Below are 17,043 nucleotides of genomic sequence, written 5' to 3'. Positions count from 1 at the left end.
CGTCGAAAGGGTTCAGCCGCGGAAGATCAGCGTGTCGGTACCGGATGGTCGCCGCGATAGTCATAGAAACCGCGACCGGTCTTGCGGCCGAGCCAGCCCGCCTCGACATATTTGACCAGCAGCGGGCAGGGGCGGTATTTCGAGTCCGACAGGCCCTCATGCAGCACCTGCATGATCGAAAGACAGGTGTCGAGGCCGATGAAGTCGGCGAGCTGCAATGGTCCCATCGGATGGTTGGCGCCGAGCCGCATGGCGGTGTCGATGGCGTCGACCGTGCCGACTCCCTCATAGAGCGTGTAGATCGCCTCGTTGATCATCGGCAAAAGGATGCGGTTGACGATGAAGGCGGGGAAATCCTCCGAGACGGTGACGGTCTTGTCGAGGTGCTTCACGTAATTCTTGGCCGCCTCGAAGGTCTGGTCCTCGGTGGCGATGCCGCGCACCAGCTCGACCAGCTTCATCACCGGCACCGGGTTCATGAAATGTATGCCGATGAAGCGCTCGGGACGATCGGTCTGGGCGGCGAGCCGGGTGATCGAGATGGACGAGGTGTTGGTGGCCAAAATCGCTTCCGGATTGAGCTGCGGGCAGAGCTGCGCGTAGATCTTGCGCTTGACCGTCTCGTCCTCGGTCGCCGCTTCGATCACGAGGTCGGCGGCGGCGAGGTCGGCCATGGCCGGGGCGGCGGAGATGCGCGCCATCGCTTCGTTGCGCGCCTTTTCCTCGAGCTTGCCGGAACCGACCTGGCGGGCCATGTTGCCGCTGATGGTGGCGATGCCCTTCTCGATCCGGTCGGCCGATATGTCGTGGATCAGGACCTTGTAGCCACCCAGCGCCGAGACATGGGCAATACCGCCACCCATCTGACCCGCGCCGACAATGCCGATCGTCTCGATCTTGCTCATGACCCCGATCCCGTCCGGAACGCCTGCACTTCCTTGAAGTACAAAGACGCTCCTGCTTGTTTGTTTCCCGCAATCCGGATGCGAACGCCGGATTGGCTTCGGGCCTTGATGGCCCGCTTTTTGTGCAGTGCAAACTAAAAGGGCGGGGCGACTTCGTCTACCCCACCCTTTGGATTTTAATATGCCGGAACGGACGGCGTCAAAGTGCCTTTTGCAGCTCCGGCAGGATGACGAAGAGATCGCCGACCAGGCCGTAGTCGGCAACCTGGAAGATCGGCGCCTCCTCGTCCTTGTTGATGGCGACGATGACCTTCGAGTCCTTCATGCCGGCGAGGTGCTGGATGGCGCCGGAAATGCCGACGGCGATGTAGAGGTCGGGCGCGACCACCTTGCCGGTCTGGCCGACCTGCCAGTCGTTCGGCGCGTAGCCGGCGTCGACAGCGGCGCGCGAGGCGCCCACGGCCGCGCCGAGCTTGTCGGCAACCGGCAGGATGACTTCCTGGAACTTCTCCGAGGAGCCGAGCGCGCGGCCGCCCGAGATGATGATCTTGGCCGAGGTCAGTTCCGGACGGTCGTTCTCCGAAAGCTTGTTCTCGACGAAAGACGACAGGCCGGGGTTGGCGGCGGCGCCGACCGTCTCGACCGGGGCGGAGCCAGCTTCCGGCGCTGCCGCGAAGGAGGCGGTGCGCACCGTGATGACCTTCTTGGCGTCGGTGGACTGGACAGTCTGGATGGCGTTGCCGGCATAGATCGGCCGCTTGAAGGTGTCCGGCGAGACCACTTCGATGATTTCCGACACCTGGGCGACGTCGAGGAGTGCTGCCACGCGCGGCGCGATGTTCTTGCCGGCGGAGGTCGCCGGCGCGATGATCGTGTCGTAACCACCGGCAAGCGACACCACGAGAGCCGCCGTCGGCTCGGCGAGACGCTCGGCAAGCTCGTCGGCCTCGGCGAGCAGCACCTTGCGCACGCCCTTCAGCTTGGCGGCGGCGTCGGCAGCGCCCTTGGCGCCCTTGCCGGCGACCAGCACGTCGACTTCCGCGCCAATCTGCAAGGCCGCCGACAGCGCCTTGGCGGTCTGGTCGGAAAGGCTCGCATTGTCGTGTTCGGCGATGAGGAGAATTGCCATTTTCTTTGTCCTTTCCTGACCGCTTAGAGCACGCCGGCTTCGTTCTTGAGCTTCTCGACGAGCTCGGCCACCGACTTCACCTTGACGCCCGCCTTGCGGCCGCCCGGCTCTTCGGTCTTGATCACCTTGAGGCGCGGCTTGACGTCGGCGCCGTAGTCGGCCGGGCTCTTCTCGTCGAGCGGCTTCTTCTTGGCCTTCATGATGTTGGGCAGCGAGGCATAGCGCGGCTGGTTGAGGCGAAGGTCGGCGGTGACGATCGCCGGCATCTTCAGCTCGACCGTCTGCAGGCCGCCGTCGACTTCACGCGTCACCTTGGCCTTGTCGCCGGCAAGCTCGATCTTGGAGGCGAAGGTGCCCTGCGACCAGCCGAGGAGTGCGGCCAGCATCTGGCCGGTCTGGTTGGAATCGTCGTCGATCGCCTGCTTGCCGAGGATGACGAGGCCGGGCTTCTCCGCCTCGACCACGCCCTTCAGCACCTTGGCGACGCCCAGCGGCTCGGTCTGCTCGTCGGTCTTGACCAGGATGGCCCGGTCGGCGCCCATGGCGAGCGCGGTGCGCAGCGTTTCCTGCGCCTGCTGCGGGCCGACAGAGACGACGATGATCTCTTCCGCCTTGCCGGCTTCCTTGATGCGGATCGCTTCCTCGACCGCGATCTCGTCGAACGGGTTCATCGCCATCTTGACGTTGGCAAGCTCGACGCCCAATCCGTCGGCTTTCACCCGGACCTTGACGTTGGCATCCACAACCCGCTTCACGGGCACAAGGATCTTCATTTTCCTGTCACCTCTCCTGAGATAGTCGGGGCGCTATAGCAGCGTACACCCTGTCAGAGTTGTCGAAAGCCGACATTACGGGCGGAATATCCGCCCAGCGGTGCCGTTTCCGTAGTGGCGGCAAATCCGCGCGTCAATATCCCACGACGCACCCAAATCGGTTCAGTCGCGAGGTGTCGCTGCTCCACGGCCCCATTGCGGCGCCGGCTGCGCCGGAGTGCCGTCGCTCGCGGCGGGCTCGACGGGGACGGGCGGCTGCTGGATGTTCGGCGTCGGGTCCGGCTCGCCGTCGGTACCGGCCAGCAGCGGCACGCCGCGGCTGCGCAGCACCAGGACCAGGACCGATCCGGCGATGATGCCGCCGATATGGCAGGCCCAGGAAATCTGGTCCTCGCCGCCGGCGGCAAACATCACGATCTGGAAAAGGATCCAGAGGATCAGCGGGATGAAGGCCGGAATGCGCAAGGGGATGCGGGCAAAGGCCAGAACCCAGACTTTCACGCGAGGGTAGAGAATCAAATAGGCTGTGACGACGCCGGCAATGGCGCCGGAGGCGCCGATCAGCGGCACCTGCGAATCCCAGGCCACCAGCCCTTGGAAGAAAGCGCCGGCGACCGCGCAGGCGAGGTAGAAGATCAGGTAGCGTATGTGGCCGAGCGCATCCTCGACATTGTCGCCGAACACCCACAGGAACAGCATGTTGCCGCCGAGATGGAAAATGTCGGCGTGCAGGAAGGAATAGGTGAGGTAGCTGAGGCTTTCGGGGATGACGACGAATTCAGGCGACAGCTCGACCTTGTCGTGGACCACCGAGGGGATGAAGCCGAGACCGAGAACCGCGGCATTGGTGAAGTTCTCACCGCCAAGCGTGGTCGCCAGATAGACCAGCGCATTCGCCACGATCAGACCGATGGTGACATATTGCAGGCGGATGTGGCGCAGCCTGTTGGTGTCGTAAAGCGGGATGAACATCGGACCCTCCCGCCCCCGAATTCAGCGGTTCATTCAGCGGTTCTTGCCGGGAACCCATAGCACGTCGGCCTTTCCATTGTCATTGACGGCACGGGCGGCGACGAACAGGAAATCCGAGACGCGGTTGATGTATTTGAGCGCCTCGCGGTTGACATGCTCGGCCGGATCCTGCGCCAGCGCCACCATCAGGCGCTCGGCCCGGCGCGCCACGGTGCGGGCCAGATGGAGCGCGGCGGCGGCAGGCGTGCCGCCGTTCAGCACGAAGGATTTCAGCGGCTGCAGTTCCTTGTTGAGGAGGTCGATGTCCTGTTCGACGCGGCTGGTCTGGGCGGCGACGATACGCAGCGGCTCGTAGTCCAGCGGCTTGCCGTCGTCGGGCACGGCAAGGTCGGCCCCCAGATCGAACAGATCGTTCTGGATGCGCGACAGCATGGCGTCAATTAAGGGATGATCGCCAGCGGTATGGATGCGAGCCATGCCGATGCAGGCATTGGCCTCGTCGACGGTGCCATAGGCATCGACGCGCAGGTCGGATTTCAGCCGCCGCTCGCCGGTGCCGAGCCCGGTGGTGCCGTCATCGCCGGTGCGGGTATAGATCTTGTTGAGCTTGACCACGCCGTTCCCCTCTCGAGCGACTTCTTACGCAATTCCGGGCGGAAAACCGCATCTTCCTGGAATTGCCCGACCGCGCTATTTGCGCGTGAAATAGACCACCAGCAACAGCAGCGCCAAGGCAACGGCCTGCAGCATGACGCGGGCCTGCATCAGCTTGTTCGAGGTGACGCCGGAGCCACCACGCATCATGTTGATCAGGCCGCGGACCAGAACGATCAGCACGGCCGCCATCGCGATGACGGCGAGTATCTTCAAGAGGATGACCATCTGGCTGGCTCCGGTTCAGTTTCAGTCAGGCGCGCCTGGCAAGCAGGCGGTAGAGCAGGGATGCCGGCAGGATGCGTTTGAGTGCTGCGCCGATCCTGGCCGGCACCGTTACCACATAGTGCGGGCGCGGGCGCTGTGACAGAAGCGCGTGGCGGAGCGCCTTGTGGACGATCTCCGGCCCGGGCTTCAGTTTCGACACGCTGCCGCCGGCCTGCAGCCGGGCGAGCTGCGCCTGATAGTCGGCGCGATGGACGGAATTCTCGACGTCGATGTTCTTCAAAAACCAGGACAAGCCATTGCTGGCGATCTTCGAGGTCACCGGTCCAGGTTCGATCAGTGAGAGGTGGATGCCGCTGCCTTCGAGTTCCTGGCGCATGCACAGCATCAGGCCTTCGATGGCATGCTTGGATGCCGAATAGGCGCCGCGGAAGCGGACAGGCGCCAGTCCGAGGATCGAGGAGCAATGGACGAGACGGCCGTGCCCCTGGCGGCGCATGACCGGCATGACGCGGCGGGTGAGATCGTGCCAGCCGAAGAAATTGGCCTCGAACTGCTCGCGCAACGCTGCGACCGGCAGGTCCTCGACGGCGCCGGGCTGGGCATAGGCGCCGTTGTTGAACAGCGCGTCAAGCGTGCCGCCGGTGCGCTCCAGCACCGCCTCGACCAGCGCGGCGATGGATTCGGGCTCACGATAGTCGAGATAGAAGGCCTCCAGGCCGTCGGCCTCGAGCACGGCGATGTCTGCCGGCTTGCGCGCCGTCGCAAAGACCCGCCAGCCCTCCGCCTTCAGCGCCCGCGCGCAATAGGCGCCGATGCCGGAGGAGGCCCCGGTGACGATGACGGTGCGCAACTCTTTCGCGACGGTGGACGTTGTCTGACCTGGGGTTGCCATTTGCCGCAATCACTTCCCATATTCGCGGCGTCGACACAATCGAGCGGAGCGCGGGTCCTTGCTCAGGAATATCGTCGCCGTCAAGCGCGTGCTCTACGATGCGATCGGCCATTTCACCAATGACGACGGCTGGGCGATGGCCAGCCATCTCGCCATCACCTCGCTGATGGCGCTGTTTCCGTTCCTGATCTTCGCCACGACACTGGCCAGCTTCCTCGGCGCGCAGGCGTTCTCGGATACGGCGGTGCATCTCGTCTTCGACACCTGGCCGGAGCAGATCGCCAAGCCCATCGCGCGCGAGGTGCAGAATGTTCTCACCGTCAGGCGAACCGACCTTTTGACCTACGGCGTCGTGCTTGCCGCCTATTTCGCGTCGAACGGCATCGAGGCGCTGCGCACCTCGCTCAACCGTGCCTATCGTGTCACCGAAACGCGCGGCATCATCCACCGCAGGGTGCAAAGCATCATTTTCGTGCTGATCGCCACGGCCTGCTTCCTGGCCGTCAGCGTGCTTCTGGTGTTCGCCCCTCTGTTGGCCAGGCTGGCGGAGGCGCATCTCGAATGGATCAAGCCTTATATGGGCACCATCACGCTGTGGCGTTACGTCGTCGCTTCCACCGTCATCGTCATTGGGCTGTTCTCCGTGCATATCTGGCTGCCGGCCGGCAAGCGACGCTTCGTCTCGATCATACCGGGCATCGTCTTCACGCTGATCGCCTGGCTCGCCGGCTCGACCATCTTCGCCACCTATCTCGATCATTTCTCGTCCTACGTGACGACCTATGCGGGGCTCGCCTCGATCATGATCGCGGTGGTTTTCCTCTACATCATCTCGGCGATCTTCATCCTCGGCGGCGAGCTCAATGCCGCGATCAGCCGGTATCTGGAGGCGCGGGCGCGCGTCGGCTGAGATGGCGGCGGGAACTGGGGAACTGAAGAACTGAGGAACTGAGGAAAAGGCGGCAATAACTGGCGCTGTGTTTTCTTCAGTTCTCCAGTTCCTCAGTTCCTCAGTTCCTCTTTCCCTCGCTGCCCCGCCGTCGCCAGGGCGACGCCGAGCGTGGCGATCGCCATGCCGGCGATCTGCAGCAGGTTGAGCTGCTCGTCGAAAAGCATCCAGGCGATGACCGCGGTCACGGCGGGCACCAGGTAGAAGAGCGAGGCTACCTTCGACATCTCGCCGTCCCTGATCATCACCATCAACAGGAAGATGGCGCCGACCGACAGCACCAGCACCAGCCAGGCCATGGCAAAGATCAACTCGCCATTGACGGTGACGGCGCGGGTCTCGAAGGCGAGCGAGCCCAGGATCATCACGATGGAGCCGCCGACATACTGCCACATCGTCGCCGACACCAGATCGCCGCCGGAGGCGTAGCGCTTCTGCCAGATGGTGCCGGCGCTCATGCCGAGCACCGAGACGAGCGAGGCGGTCAATGTTGCCGCGGTCACCCCGCCGCCGACGGCTCCGAGCTTCGGCCACAGCACAATGACGACGCCCACAAGCCCGACAGCGAGCCCGGCCCAATGGCGGGGCAGGATGGCCTCGCCGAGGAACTTGCCCGCAAGCACGGCGGTGATCAGCGGCTGCAGGCCGACGATCAATGCCGAAAACCCTGCCGGCATGCCCCGGTGGATCGCCCAGAAGACGGCGCCAAGATAGATGCCGTGCATGAGGACGCCCGCCCCCGTGGCGTGCAGCGCCTCGTCGCGCGTCGCCTTGCGTGAGCCGAGCAGCATGGCGAGGCCGGCAAACAGGATCGCCGCTATCACGAAGCGGATGGCAAGGAAGGTAAAGGGCTCCGCCCAGGGCATGGCGTAGCGCGCGCCGATGAAGCCTGTCGCCCACAGAACGACGAAGGAGGCGGGAATGAACCGCTTGATGCTCTGCATGGGTGGGAGGCTGCCGGGGTGAACGGTTGATGACGGCAATTGCTCTAATGCCGATCAATCCGGCAAGCAAAACGAAACGATTGATCCATAAGCTAAATCGAATTCAACAAACCGTGCCAAGAGGGGCATGGCGCGTGGGCGCGCCATGGGCAGGCATGTTTTTGCATCTCGACACGACCTGGCTGTTGTTCGCCTTCTTGGTCATCGCCGGCTTCGGCTTCTTCTTCGGCACGGCGCTCGACGCGATCATGAGGGAGAGCGGATTCGGCCCGACCGGCAACACGCTGCTGTTCATCTTCGGTTTTTTTGCCGCGGTGGTGATAGCCAACAAGCATGGCATCAGCTTGAGCGATCTCAAGCTGGCGGTTGCCTGGGGGCTGGGCGGCGCCTTTGCCTTCATAAGCGCGCTGGCGCTGATCAAGGCCGGGATGGCGCGTCTGTAATCAAAGCCCGAGCAACCGCGCGACGTCTTGCGGTGACATGCCCGCCTCGCGAAGCGCGGCCAGACCGGTGTCCTTGTAACTCTTGGATAGTTTACGGCCGTCCGGACCAAGGATCAGGCGGTGGTGGAAATAGCGCGGCTGGGGCAGGCCGAGCAGTTCCTGCAGCAGGCACTGCACGCCGGTCGCCGCATAGAGGTCCTGTCCGCGTACGACATGGCTAACGCCCTGCAGCCCGTCATCGACGACGACGGCGAGATGGTAGCTGGTCGGGATGTCGCGGCGGGCGACGATGACGTCGCCCCAGGCCTGCGGTTGCGCTTCGACGGTTCGCGTCACCGACATCGTCTCGTCGGTGAATTCGGCCCATGACATGGCGCTTGAGACGCGCGCCATGGCCGCCTCGACGTCGAGCCGCCAGGCAAAGGGCATGTTGTCAGCGATCCGCCGCTTGCGCTCCCTGGCCGGCAAGGCCTTGTCGAGCGGCGGGTAGAGCGGCACGCCGTCGGGATCGCGCGGCCAGTCGCGGCCGCCTCTCTCGGCGATGAAGGCACGGATCTCACCGCGGCTCATGAAGGCCGGATAGACCAGGTCCTCGGCGATCAGCCGGTCGAGCACCACCCGGTATTCGGCAAAATGTTCCGACTGCCGGCGCACCGGTTCTTCCCAGCGCAATCCCAGCCAGTCGAGGTCGCGAAAAATGCCGGCCTCGAATTGCGGCGTGCAGCGGGTGATGTCGATATCCTCGATGCGCAGCAGCAGCCGTCCGCCCGCCTGCGCCGACATCCGTTGGTTGAGCAGCGCCGAGTAGGCATGGCCGAGATGCAGTTCGCCGTTGGGGCTCGGCGCGAAGCGGAATGTCAGGAGCGTCATCTTGGAGACGGCATTCGGGTTGAAAGGCGCTTTTGCCGGTTGGTATTTAGCCATCCATTGCCATTTCGCGGGCGCCCTGGGAACAAAGAACGTGCAACGCATCGCCTCGCTCGACGACATTGCGGCTGGGCTCGACGCCCTCTGCCGGATCGATCCACGGCTGGAGGCGGTGCGCGGCAAGGCGGGTGAAGTGCCGCTTCGGCTATCGGAGCCAGGCTTTCAAAGCCTGGCCTCGATTATCGTTTCGCAGCAGGTTTCCCGCGCCAGCGCCGACGCCATCTTCGGGCGGCTGGTCAAGTTGGTTGATCCGCTGACGCCGCAGGCAATCCTGGCTGCCGGCGAGGGCATATTCCGCGAGGCCGGGCTGTCGCGGCCGAAGCAGCGCGGACTGCTCGCCGTTGCTGAAGCGGTGGCCGGCGGGCTCGATCTCGATCACCTGTGCACGCTGGACGCCGGCGAGGCGATCGCGGCGATGACGGCCGTGCCCGGCATCGGCCCATGGACGGCCGAATGCTACCTGCTGTTTGCCGCCGGCCACCCCGATGTGTTCCCCGCGCGCGACGTCGCGCTGCAGACGGCGGTCGGCCATGCGCTCGGCATAGACCCGCGTCCGCCGGAGAAAATGCTTATCCGGCTGGCCGAATCATGGAGCCCCTGGCGGGGTGTCGCGTCGCGGCTTTTTTGGGCCTACTATCGTGAACTGAAGGGCAGGGACGCGGCGCCCCCGGTCGAAATCGCCAAAAAAGCATGAAAATCATGCGTTTTTGAGAGTTTCGACGAGAGACAATCCGCTTCACATCCCTGTCATGTCGGGCTTACAGTATCCGCGCCGTTCGGTTTGGAACGAAGGAGGCGAAGGACGTGACGGTTGCCGTATCTCCGGATGGGCTTCCCGCGCTGGTGCTGAATGCGGACTACCGCCCGCTCAGCTATTATCCCCTGTCGCTCTGGTCGTGGCAGGACGCCATCAAGGCTGTGTTCCTCGACCGTGTCAACATCGTCGCCGAATACGAGCACGCGGTCTCCTCGCCGACCTTCTCGATGAAGCTGCCGAGCGTGGTCAGCCTCAAGGCTTATGTGAAGCCGTCGAGGCATCCCGCCTTCACCCGCTTCAACGTGTTCCTGCGCGATCGCTTCCAGTGCCAATATTGCGGCACGCCGGAGGATTTGACCTTCGACCACGTCATCCCGCGCCATCGCGGCGGGGCGACGACTTGGGAGAATGTCGTCGCCGCCTGCTCGCCTTGCAATCTTCGCAAGGGCGGCATGATGCCGGCGCAGGCCAAGATGTGGCCGCTGCAGAAACCCTACCAGCCGACGGTGCACGACCTGCACAACAACGGACGGCTGTTCCCACCCAACCATCTGCATGAAAGCTGGATGGATTACCTGTACTGGGATGTCGAACTGGAACCGTAGAGTTCGGCACAAATCCGCCATGCTGGCCGACTGCCGCGGTTTTCTGCGCTTCCGGTACTCACGTACTTAAGTACGCTCCGCTCCGGTTCTCGAAAACCGCACCATTCGACTCAGCCTGCCGAATTTTTTGTCCGAACTCTGCGCCGTGCCGCTCAAGCGAACTTGGCTCAATCCCGTGCGAGCGCGCTGCGGAAGGCGACGGCGGCCAGAACGAGGCTGGCGATGGCGTTCCAGCCGGCGAGCGACAGGCCGAGGATGCGCAGCGCTGCCTTGTCGCAGGACGGCGGCACGAATTTGTCGAGCGCGTCGAGCACGCCCTTGCCGCCGGTGTCGACCGGACCGGCGCCGGCGGTGCAGTCGGTCGGGCCGGCCCACCAATGCCATTCGACGCCGGAATGGTAGACGCCGAGATAGAGGCCGTAGAGCATCAACAGCCCGCCGATTGCCAGCAGCCCGCGCGTCACCCAGGCCGGCGCGCGCAGCATCGAAGCGATCGCCGCCAGCACCATCAGCGGCACGCCGATATAATAGGGCGTGCGTTGCTCGAGGCAGAGATGGCAAGGGATGTAGCCGCCGATATATTGGAAGGCGAGTGCCGAGCCGACGGTCGCCGCCATGGCGACGGCGAGAAACAGCGCCGCGCGCGTGCGCTGGCGTCCGGCATCGGTATTCATGGTCGCTGTCATCGATCGGGTCCGTTCGTTGCGTCGCTATCCGTGGGCGTATCTGACGAGGATATAGAGCAAAATCAGGGCAGCCGCGCCTGCGCCGACAATCAATCCCAAGCGCTTTTCGATGAACTCCCGGATCTCTTCACCATAGCGACGCAGCAGCCAGGCAAGCAGCAGGAAGCGCGCGCCGCGCGCCACGATGGCCGAGACGATGAAGACAAGAATGTTGACGTGAAGCGCGCCGGCCAGAATGGTGACCACCTTGATCGGCGGCAAGTGCGCCGCGCCGGATGTGACGAGCAGCAGCAGCATCAGCTCGGCGCCCGACGACTGCCACCTCTCGAACGTATCAAGGCCGCCGAAATGCTCCAGGATCGGCCGCGCTATCGTGTCGTAGGCATAGTAGCCGATCAGCCAGCCGGCAATGCCGCCCAGCACGGACGCGACAGTGGCGGTCAGCGCGTAGCGATAGCTGCGCTCGGGCCGCGACAGCGCCATGGGCAGGAACAGCACGTCGGCGGGTATGAAGAACACCGAGCTTTCGACGAAGGCGATGAAGGCCAGCCACCATTCGGCGGATTTGCGCGCCGCCAGCGACAGCGTCCAGTCGTAAAGTCCGCGAAGCATCGGCTCTCCTAATGCAGTCGACGCAATTCCGGGCGGAAAACCGCAGCGCACTTTTCCTGGAATTGCTCTGATCAATGTCACCCGAGACGCTTTGCGGTTTTGGGCAACGGCTGGCAGGAAGACAAGGACCCAAAGCGCCGCATCCAGCTTGCGGATGCGCGGCGCTCTACGTTTCGCCTGTCTAGAAAGATTTTCCGCGACGCACAATGTCTGCGTTGCCAGGAGGCCGAAGGGTGGGGCAATGCCGGCGTTTGAGCGGGCAAATCCGCAACAGGCCAGTTGACGAACACCCATCCGCCCGTATAGTCCGCGCCCATCCAGGCCGCCCGGCCTGAGCCCCTATGGCGGAATTGGTAGACGCGCTCGACTCAAAATCGAGTTCCGCAAGGAGTGCTGGTTCGATCCCGGCTAGGGGCACCACCCTTCGCTCTGCGAGCTTCGGGTGGCAGGCCATCCTTCGCGAGCTTCCCATGGCGGGCCATTCCAAACGATCCTACCGCATATTCCCGGTATGCCCCTGCGAATATCGCCCGGGCTGCGGCCACACGGTGAGGCCGTGCGGCTCGACGCCGACGCGGATTTTCGTCACGGCGCCGTTCGCCGTGTCGATCATGTAGACCTCGCTGTCGAAGCGGCCGGAGAGCCACAGCTGCCTGCCGTCGGCGCTGACATTGCCCATGTCGGGACTGCCGCCGCCGGGAATCGGCCATTGCGCGACCACGGCGCGGGTGGCGAAGTCGATCACTGTCACGCTGCCCGGACCCTTGGCCTTGCCCTGCTCCATCTTGTGCGAGCCCCGGTTCGAGACGTAGAGCCGCTTGCCGTCGCGGCTGACGACGAAACCATGCGTGCCGATGCCGGTCGGGATGAAGCCGATTTCCTTGAAACTGTCGCCGTCGATCAGGAACACGCCGTCATTCATCATGTCGGCCACGTAAAAGACCTTGCCGTCGGGCGAGAGGCGGACGTCCTGCGGCATGCCCATCCTGGAGAGGTCGAGATGGCCGAGCACCTTCTGGTTCTTCAGGTCGATCTTGGCCAGGCCGCCATCGCCATATTCGCAGGTGAAGATCGCATAGGAGCCGTCGACCGCAAAATCGGCATGGTTGATGCCGGGACAGGTCGGCGTCGGCAGGCTCGATTTCAGCGCCATGGTGTGCGGGTCGCGGAAATCGAGCTGCTGCAATGCTTCGTCGACGACGATGGCGGCGCTGCCGTCCGGCATGAAATAGAGGTTGTAGGGGTCGTCGACCGGGACCTGCTGGCCGGGTTTGGCCGTCATCGGGTCGATCGGCGTCAGGCTGCCGTTTTTGCCGGTGCCGTTGTTGGCGACCCACAGCGTCTTCAAATCCCAGGACGGCACGACATGCTGCGGCTTGCTGCCGACGTTGAAGCGGTCGACTTCCTTGAGCGTTACGCTGTCGATCACCGAGACGCTGTTGGAGGAGCGATTGGGCACATAGACGCGCGGCAGTGTCCCGGTCGTCACCGGGCTCAGATGACCGGCGGCGGTGTGTTTGTAGATGTTGACGGCGGGCGGCGGGGGCTCGCTGCAGTCTTCGGGACAGGAGTCGGCATACGCCGCGCCGGCCTGCAGCGGCGCGAGCAGCGCAAGCGGCACGCAAAGACGGATGAAGCGCAGAAAAGTCCCGATCATTTTGGCTGACTTGCGATGAATGCGCGGATCGCATCCGTCGTCCCGTTGACGATGAGATCCACGCCGAGTTGCCCGAATTGTGCGGAAGACCTTGCCGGATCGCCGCCGTAGACGCCATCCCCGGCACCAAGCTTTGGCGGTCCTGCAAGACGATCCTTGCGCACCAGGGATGGGTCGACGGCGAGCATCAGCGAGGTATCGGCCAAGCCGGCATGCGATCCGATTTCAGCGCGGCTGGCACCGGCGGCCAGCAGCTTGTCGGTGTAGGGCCTTCGCGAGAGCTGATAGTAATCAACATCGGCAAAGACCCGCACCGGTGTCCTTTTCCATTCGGCATTGAGCCGGTCGGCCATTTGCCGTTCGTCGCCCTGATAGCCGCCGTGGTCGCCGATCAGCACGATGGTCGTGAAGCCGGCATGCCTGAAGCTGCGCGCCGCAGATTCGAGCAATTGCTCGAAAACCTTGTCGCCGATGGAGATGGTTCCCGGAAAACGCATATGCGAGGTCGGCGGATCGATGTTGCCTTCCGGCACATAGGAAATGACCGGAGCGACAAGCGTATTGCCCAGTTTCCCGGCGATTTTTTCAGCAAGGAACTTCACTCGCACATTGTGCTTGCCCAGAGCCACCGCCGGACCGCTCTGCTCGGTGCCGCCGATCGGAATGATGATCGTGGTCGTCCCCGCCGCGACGAGGTCGCGCAGCTCGGTCCAGGTCTGGTCTTCCAGGAAGACCGAAGCGCAGGCCGGGCTAGCGGCCTGCAAGAACAGCAGCACCCCGGCACCAGCCAAGATGCGCCGCAGCGCGCCCCTTCCGATCTCGACAAGCATATGCACTTTTCCCGGGATTGCCCTAGCGACGCTTCAGCAGGCTCCGCATGCGATTGCGCAGGATGCGCGCCATGTTGCGGGTCTCGCGATAGAGGTGCAGCTGCGAGGCCGCCTGGCGGGCCAGCCGGTCTGCGTCCGGCGTCACCCCGACCACCAGCGTGCCCATCGGCTTGCGCTCGCTCCACAGGCGGCTCATCACTGGATGGTCCGGAACCGCGCAGGAATCGGTCATGACGATGTTGGGATCGTCGAGATGCTGCTTGGTCACCTCGATCATCAGCAGCGTACCCGGCGAATACGCGGAAAGCGTCTCGTCATAGGCTGTCTTCCAGGTGTAGGCGACGCCGGCCTCGACGAAAACCACCAGGCAGGCGATGGCGCGGCCGTCGAGCGTCAGCATGTGGATGCGGCACATGTCCTGCTCGGCCAGCCGGTGCACGGCCTCGCGGGCGAAGGCGGCGCGGTAGCGGTCGATCGCCATGGCAGTGCGCTCGCGACCCTTCCAGCCGGCGGCCTCCAACGTCAGGAAGCTTTCGATGGCATGGCGGATCTCGTCCGGCCCGCGGGCCACGATGTGCTCGAGCTTGCCGAGGTCGGCAAGGCGCCGCTTCAGCCGACGAAATTCGCGATAGTGATGCGAACGCAGCGACGCCTTGAGGTAATCCTCGCCGTCGGCATCGCTTTCAAGCACCGGACGCTCGACCTTCCCGGTGGTCACCAGCGTCAGGCTGCGGCTGTCGGCGAAGGAGGTGAGCAGGCTCGCCACCGGACCGTCGAGGCGCATGTCGGGCAGCACGAAGACTTTTGGCAGCTTGAGATGCGGCCGCGACAGCATCGAGAAGAAATCCTCGATGACGCCGATGGGATCGTCGCGGTCGACCAGCGGCGTGCCGAGCGGGCCGAACGGGCTTGACCATGTGCGCATCACGGGAACGCCGAGCGGGATCGCCGGCCGCTCGACCGAGAACGGCACCAGAAGGCGCAGCCGGTTGCGGTATTCGTCGCCGTCGCGGATGACGGCCAGGCGTACCTCGCGGTCCTCCAGCCGGGGCATCGCCGGCGCCAGGAAGCGCGGGTTGAAGAAGACATTCGGCTCGACCGTGCGGGCGCTGAGGTAGTCGAGTTCCTCGACGAGGTCGAAGCCGGCCGAGGCAGGGTAGATGGCGAGCTTGCGTTCCGGCCTGTTGCTGGCGAAGAGCTCGATATGGGCCGGGTCGGCCTCGCGAGCCAGGCCGGCAAGGTTGGAGACCATGGCACCGGCGGGGCCGCCGCTGGTCTCTTCAAGCAACGGGACGGCGGCCATCAGGCGACTTCCTTTCTTGCGGGCACGAAGATCGCCATCACTATGCCGAGCTTGCGCCAGACGGTGAAGGAGAGCGCGCTGGCCTCAAAGACCATGGCAAGGCTCGTTGCCATCGCCGCGCCCCAGAGGCCGAACAGCGGGATCAGCAGCACGTTGAGGCCGATGTTAAGGGCGAGCGTCATGGCATAGACGGCAGCGCAGATGTTCTGGTTGCCGCTCATGGTGAGCAGGCTTTCGCAGGGGCCGACGGCGGCGCGCGCCACGACGCCCAGCACAAGCAGGAAGAGCAGTGGATAGCCTGCGGTGAATTCGGGACCGAACAGCACCAGCATCGGTTCGCCCAGCGCCAGCACCAGCAGCGCCATCAAAAGCGAAGGCCAGAAGGTCCAGGAGACGGTTTCGCGGGCAAAGGCGGCAAGCCTGTCCGGCTCGCCATGGGTGAATTGCGCATAGCGCTGGGCAACGCCGGCCTTGACGGCGAAATAGACGAAATGCACCAGCGCCAGCGTCTTCACCGTAGCGAAATAGACGGCGACGTCGTTGGGCGGGAGGTAGGCGCCCACCATCAGCACGTCGGCATTGGTCAGCAGGAAGAAGAAGCTCTCGACCAGGAAGATCGGCAGCGAGACGAGGATCCACTGGCCGAAATGCACCGTCATCGGCCCGGGCGGGACTTTCTTGTCCATGCGCGAGGTGACGGCCATCAACTGGCCGAGCGTCGTGACATAGGTCGCGGCGATCGAGGCGAAGATGGCGGTCTTGGCGTCCGGCAAATAGTGCAGGCCAAGCAACAGCGCCATGAACGCCAGGATCAGCACCGGGCGCACCAGATAGGTCGGCGACAGCGCCAGCAGCGCCCAGGAATTGGCACGCGCCAGCCCTTGCAGGAGATCGCCGAGCGCGATCATCGGCAGGCAGATGACGCCGAGGATGAAAGGGATGACGTAGTAACTCTCAATCCAGTCCGAGGCCAGCCATACGCCAAGGGCGCCGAGGCCGGCGATCAGCGTCGAGGCGACGAGCACGAACAGGCGGCTGGCAAGCACGATGCCGCGCAGCTCGGCCAGCATGCCGCGCTCGCGATACTCCGGAATGAAACGGATGACGGAGGTGTGGAAGCCAAGGCAGGCGAGATTGCCGACGATGACCATCGTCACCCAGACCAGCACCGAGATGCCGTACTCGAACGACCCCATCCAGCGCGCCATCAGCACCTGGCTGACAAAGGCGATGAAGGCGCTGATGATGCGGATGGAAAAGGCAATCAGCGACATGCGCCCGGCCTCGCCGCGCGCATCGGCGGTGAAGAGGATGGCATCGACGCGGCCAAGCAACGGCCGCATGCGCAGCGCCCAGCGCTGCGGCAAGATCCGCCCGGCAGTCGTTGCCGCGGAAAAGCGCACCCAAAACCCTCCGTTTTCCGCCTTTTTCCAGCGTTCGGGTCTATCCGAAACACCTTAAGAAAGGGTGGGTGAGGGTGTGTCCAGGGGATAGATGGGTAACACTTTGAACCGGATACATAGGTAACAGTTTTCTCCCCCTATGATGCGGTCGCCGCAGCGCCAAGCGGTCGTCTTGGCGCGGCGCTGCGGCGAACCAGTTTCATGTGCTTCTCATCGATGAAGCCGAGCGGATGGGTGTGGAAGCGCATCGTCCACTCGCCATCCTCGGTCTCTTCAATGGCAATCGGTTCGCCGGCCAACGTGGCCGAGACATAGATCTCGGTGCCCCGCCATTTGACGGCGCCGTTCTGGCGCACGCCGCGCACCGCTGCCTC

Annotated in this window: 19 protein-coding genes, 1 tRNA gene and 1 pseudogene; 5 read left to right on the top strand and 16 right to left on the bottom strand. The window is 64.1% G+C overall.

Annotation, left to right across the window (positions count from 1 at the left end; genetic code table 11):
- Positions 1 to 26 precede the first annotated feature (26 nt).
- From DPM35_RS22670 to DPM35_RS22640, 7 genes are all read right to left on the bottom strand, one after another.
- Complete coding sequence (locus tag DPM35_RS22670; protein ID WP_112129472.1) at positions 27 to 905, bottom strand: 3-hydroxybutyryl-CoA dehydrogenase; 879 nt, start codon at positions 903 to 905, stop codon at positions 27 to 29.
- A 199-nt stretch (positions 906 to 1,104) separates the two neighbouring features.
- On the bottom strand, positions 1,105 to 2,034 hold the full coding sequence (locus DPM35_RS22665; protein WP_112129471.1) for an electron transfer flavoprotein subunit alpha/FixB family protein: 930 nt from the start codon (positions 2,032 to 2,034) through the stop codon (positions 1,105 to 1,107).
- Positions 2,035 to 2,057: 23 nt separating this feature from the next.
- Positions 2,058 to 2,807, bottom strand: coding sequence for an electron transfer flavoprotein subunit beta/FixA family protein (locus DPM35_RS22660; RefSeq protein ID WP_112129470.1), 750 nt, complete (start codon positions 2,805 to 2,807; stop codon positions 2,058 to 2,060).
- A 162-nt stretch (positions 2,808 to 2,969) separates the two neighbouring features.
- Entirely contained in the window at positions 2,970 to 3,779 is an 810-nt protein-coding gene (locus DPM35_RS22655; RefSeq protein WP_112129469.1) for a rhomboid family intramembrane serine protease, read from the bottom strand.
- A gap of 33 nt (positions 3,780 to 3,812) precedes the next feature.
- Positions 3,813 to 4,394 (bottom strand): cob(I)yrinic acid a,c-diamide adenosyltransferase, encoded by a 582-nt coding sequence (locus tag DPM35_RS22650; protein WP_112129468.1) that lies wholly within the window; start codon positions 4,392 to 4,394, stop codon positions 3,813 to 3,815.
- 75 nt (positions 4,395 to 4,469) lie between these two features.
- Positions 4,470 to 4,661 (bottom strand): twin transmembrane helix small protein, encoded by a 192-nt coding sequence (locus tag DPM35_RS22645; RefSeq protein ID WP_112129467.1) that lies wholly within the window; start codon positions 4,659 to 4,661, stop codon positions 4,470 to 4,472.
- A gap of 25 nt (positions 4,662 to 4,686) precedes the next feature.
- On the bottom strand, positions 4,687 to 5,553 hold the full coding sequence (locus DPM35_RS22640) for an SDR family oxidoreductase (RefSeq protein WP_112129466.1): 867 nt from the start codon (positions 5,551 to 5,553) through the stop codon (positions 4,687 to 4,689).
- Between the two features lie 58 nt (positions 5,554 to 5,611).
- Here DPM35_RS22640 and DPM35_RS22635 point away from each other — a divergent pair, with 58 nt between their 5' ends.
- Positions 5,612 to 6,463, top strand: coding sequence for a YihY/virulence factor BrkB family protein (locus tag DPM35_RS22635; protein ID WP_112129465.1), 852 nt, complete (start codon positions 5,612 to 5,614; stop codon positions 6,461 to 6,463).
- Between the two features lie 92 nt (positions 6,464 to 6,555).
- Here DPM35_RS22635 and DPM35_RS22630 read toward each other — a convergent pair whose 3' ends face one another.
- On the bottom strand, positions 6,556 to 7,446 hold the full coding sequence (locus DPM35_RS22630; RefSeq protein ID WP_112129464.1) for a DMT family transporter: 891 nt from the start codon (positions 7,444 to 7,446) through the stop codon (positions 6,556 to 6,558).
- Between the two features lie 29 nt (positions 7,447 to 7,475).
- Between DPM35_RS22630 and DPM35_RS22625 the strand changes: the two genes are divergently transcribed.
- Positions 7,476 to 7,889, top strand: coding sequence for a hypothetical protein (locus DPM35_RS22625; protein ID WP_245431612.1), 414 nt, complete (start codon positions 7,476 to 7,478; stop codon positions 7,887 to 7,889).
- Here DPM35_RS22625 and gluQRS read toward each other — a convergent pair whose 3' ends face one another.
- Positions 7,890 to 8,759 (bottom strand): tRNA glutamyl-Q(34) synthetase GluQRS, encoded by an 870-nt coding sequence (gene gluQRS, locus DPM35_RS22620; protein WP_112129747.1) that lies wholly within the window; start codon positions 8,757 to 8,759, stop codon positions 7,890 to 7,892.
- Positions 8,760 to 8,850: 91 nt separating this feature from the next.
- On the opposite strand from gluQRS, the gene DPM35_RS22615 reads away from it, so the two are divergent.
- A complete protein-coding gene (locus DPM35_RS22615; protein WP_112129462.1) occupies positions 8,851 to 9,510 on the top strand; it encodes a DNA-3-methyladenine glycosylase family protein in 660 nt (219 codons plus the stop codon).
- A gap of 110 nt (positions 9,511 to 9,620) precedes the next feature.
- A complete protein-coding gene (locus DPM35_RS22610; RefSeq protein WP_027167440.1) occupies positions 9,621 to 10,178 on the top strand; it encodes an HNH endonuclease in 558 nt (185 codons plus the stop codon).
- A 167-nt stretch (positions 10,179 to 10,345) separates the two neighbouring features.
- On the opposite strand, the gene DPM35_RS22605 is transcribed toward DPM35_RS22610, so the two are convergent.
- Both DPM35_RS22605 and DPM35_RS22600 read right to left on the bottom strand, forming a co-directional pair.
- Positions 10,346 to 10,864, bottom strand: a complete 519-nt coding sequence (locus tag DPM35_RS22605) for a disulfide bond formation protein B (protein ID WP_112129461.1) — start codon at positions 10,862 to 10,864, stop codon at positions 10,346 to 10,348.
- Between the two features lie 24 nt (positions 10,865 to 10,888).
- Positions 10,889 to 11,476 (bottom strand): YqaA family protein, encoded by a 588-nt coding sequence (locus tag DPM35_RS22600; RefSeq protein WP_112129460.1) that lies wholly within the window; start codon positions 11,474 to 11,476, stop codon positions 10,889 to 10,891.
- A 335-nt stretch (positions 11,477 to 11,811) separates the two neighbouring features.
- Here DPM35_RS22600 and DPM35_RS22595 point away from each other — a divergent pair.
- Positions 11,812 to 11,896 (top strand) — tRNA-Leu (locus tag DPM35_RS22595).
- Positions 11,897 to 11,969: 73 nt separating this feature from the next.
- Here DPM35_RS22595 and DPM35_RS22590 read toward each other — a convergent pair.
- From DPM35_RS22590 to DPM35_RS22570, 5 genes and pseudogenes are all read right to left on the bottom strand, one after another.
- Entirely contained in the window at positions 11,970 to 13,133 is a 1,164-nt protein-coding gene (locus DPM35_RS22590; RefSeq protein ID WP_112129459.1) for a YncE family protein, read from the bottom strand.
- Complete coding sequence (locus DPM35_RS22585; RefSeq protein ID WP_112129458.1) at positions 13,130 to 13,963, bottom strand: creatininase family protein; 834 nt, start codon at positions 13,961 to 13,963, stop codon at positions 13,130 to 13,132. Before DPM35_RS22585 ends, DPM35_RS22590 begins: the two co-directional genes overlap by 4 nt.
- A gap of 22 nt (positions 13,964 to 13,985) precedes the next feature.
- Entirely contained in the window at positions 13,986 to 15,266 is a 1,281-nt protein-coding gene (locus DPM35_RS22580) for a GNAT family N-acetyltransferase (protein ID WP_112129457.1), read from the bottom strand.
- Positions 15,266 to 16,669 carry a lipopolysaccharide biosynthesis protein gene (locus DPM35_RS22575; RefSeq protein ID WP_112129456.1) on the bottom strand — a complete coding sequence of 468 codons (1,404 nt, stop codon included), beginning with the start codon at positions 16,667 to 16,669 and terminating at the stop codon, positions 15,266 to 15,268. Before DPM35_RS22575 ends, DPM35_RS22580 begins: the two co-directional genes overlap by 1 nt.
- A 137-nt stretch (positions 16,670 to 16,806) precedes the next feature.
- Positions 16,807 to 17,043 (bottom strand): annotated as a pseudogene (locus DPM35_RS22570) (integrase); the annotation flags it as partial.

The sequence above is a fragment of the Mesorhizobium atlanticum genome (assembly GCF_003289965.1).
GTDB lineage: Bacteria > Pseudomonadota > Alphaproteobacteria > Rhizobiales > Rhizobiaceae > Mesorhizobium > Mesorhizobium atlanticum.
This window is presented reverse-complemented; position numbering and strand designations above follow the sequence as displayed.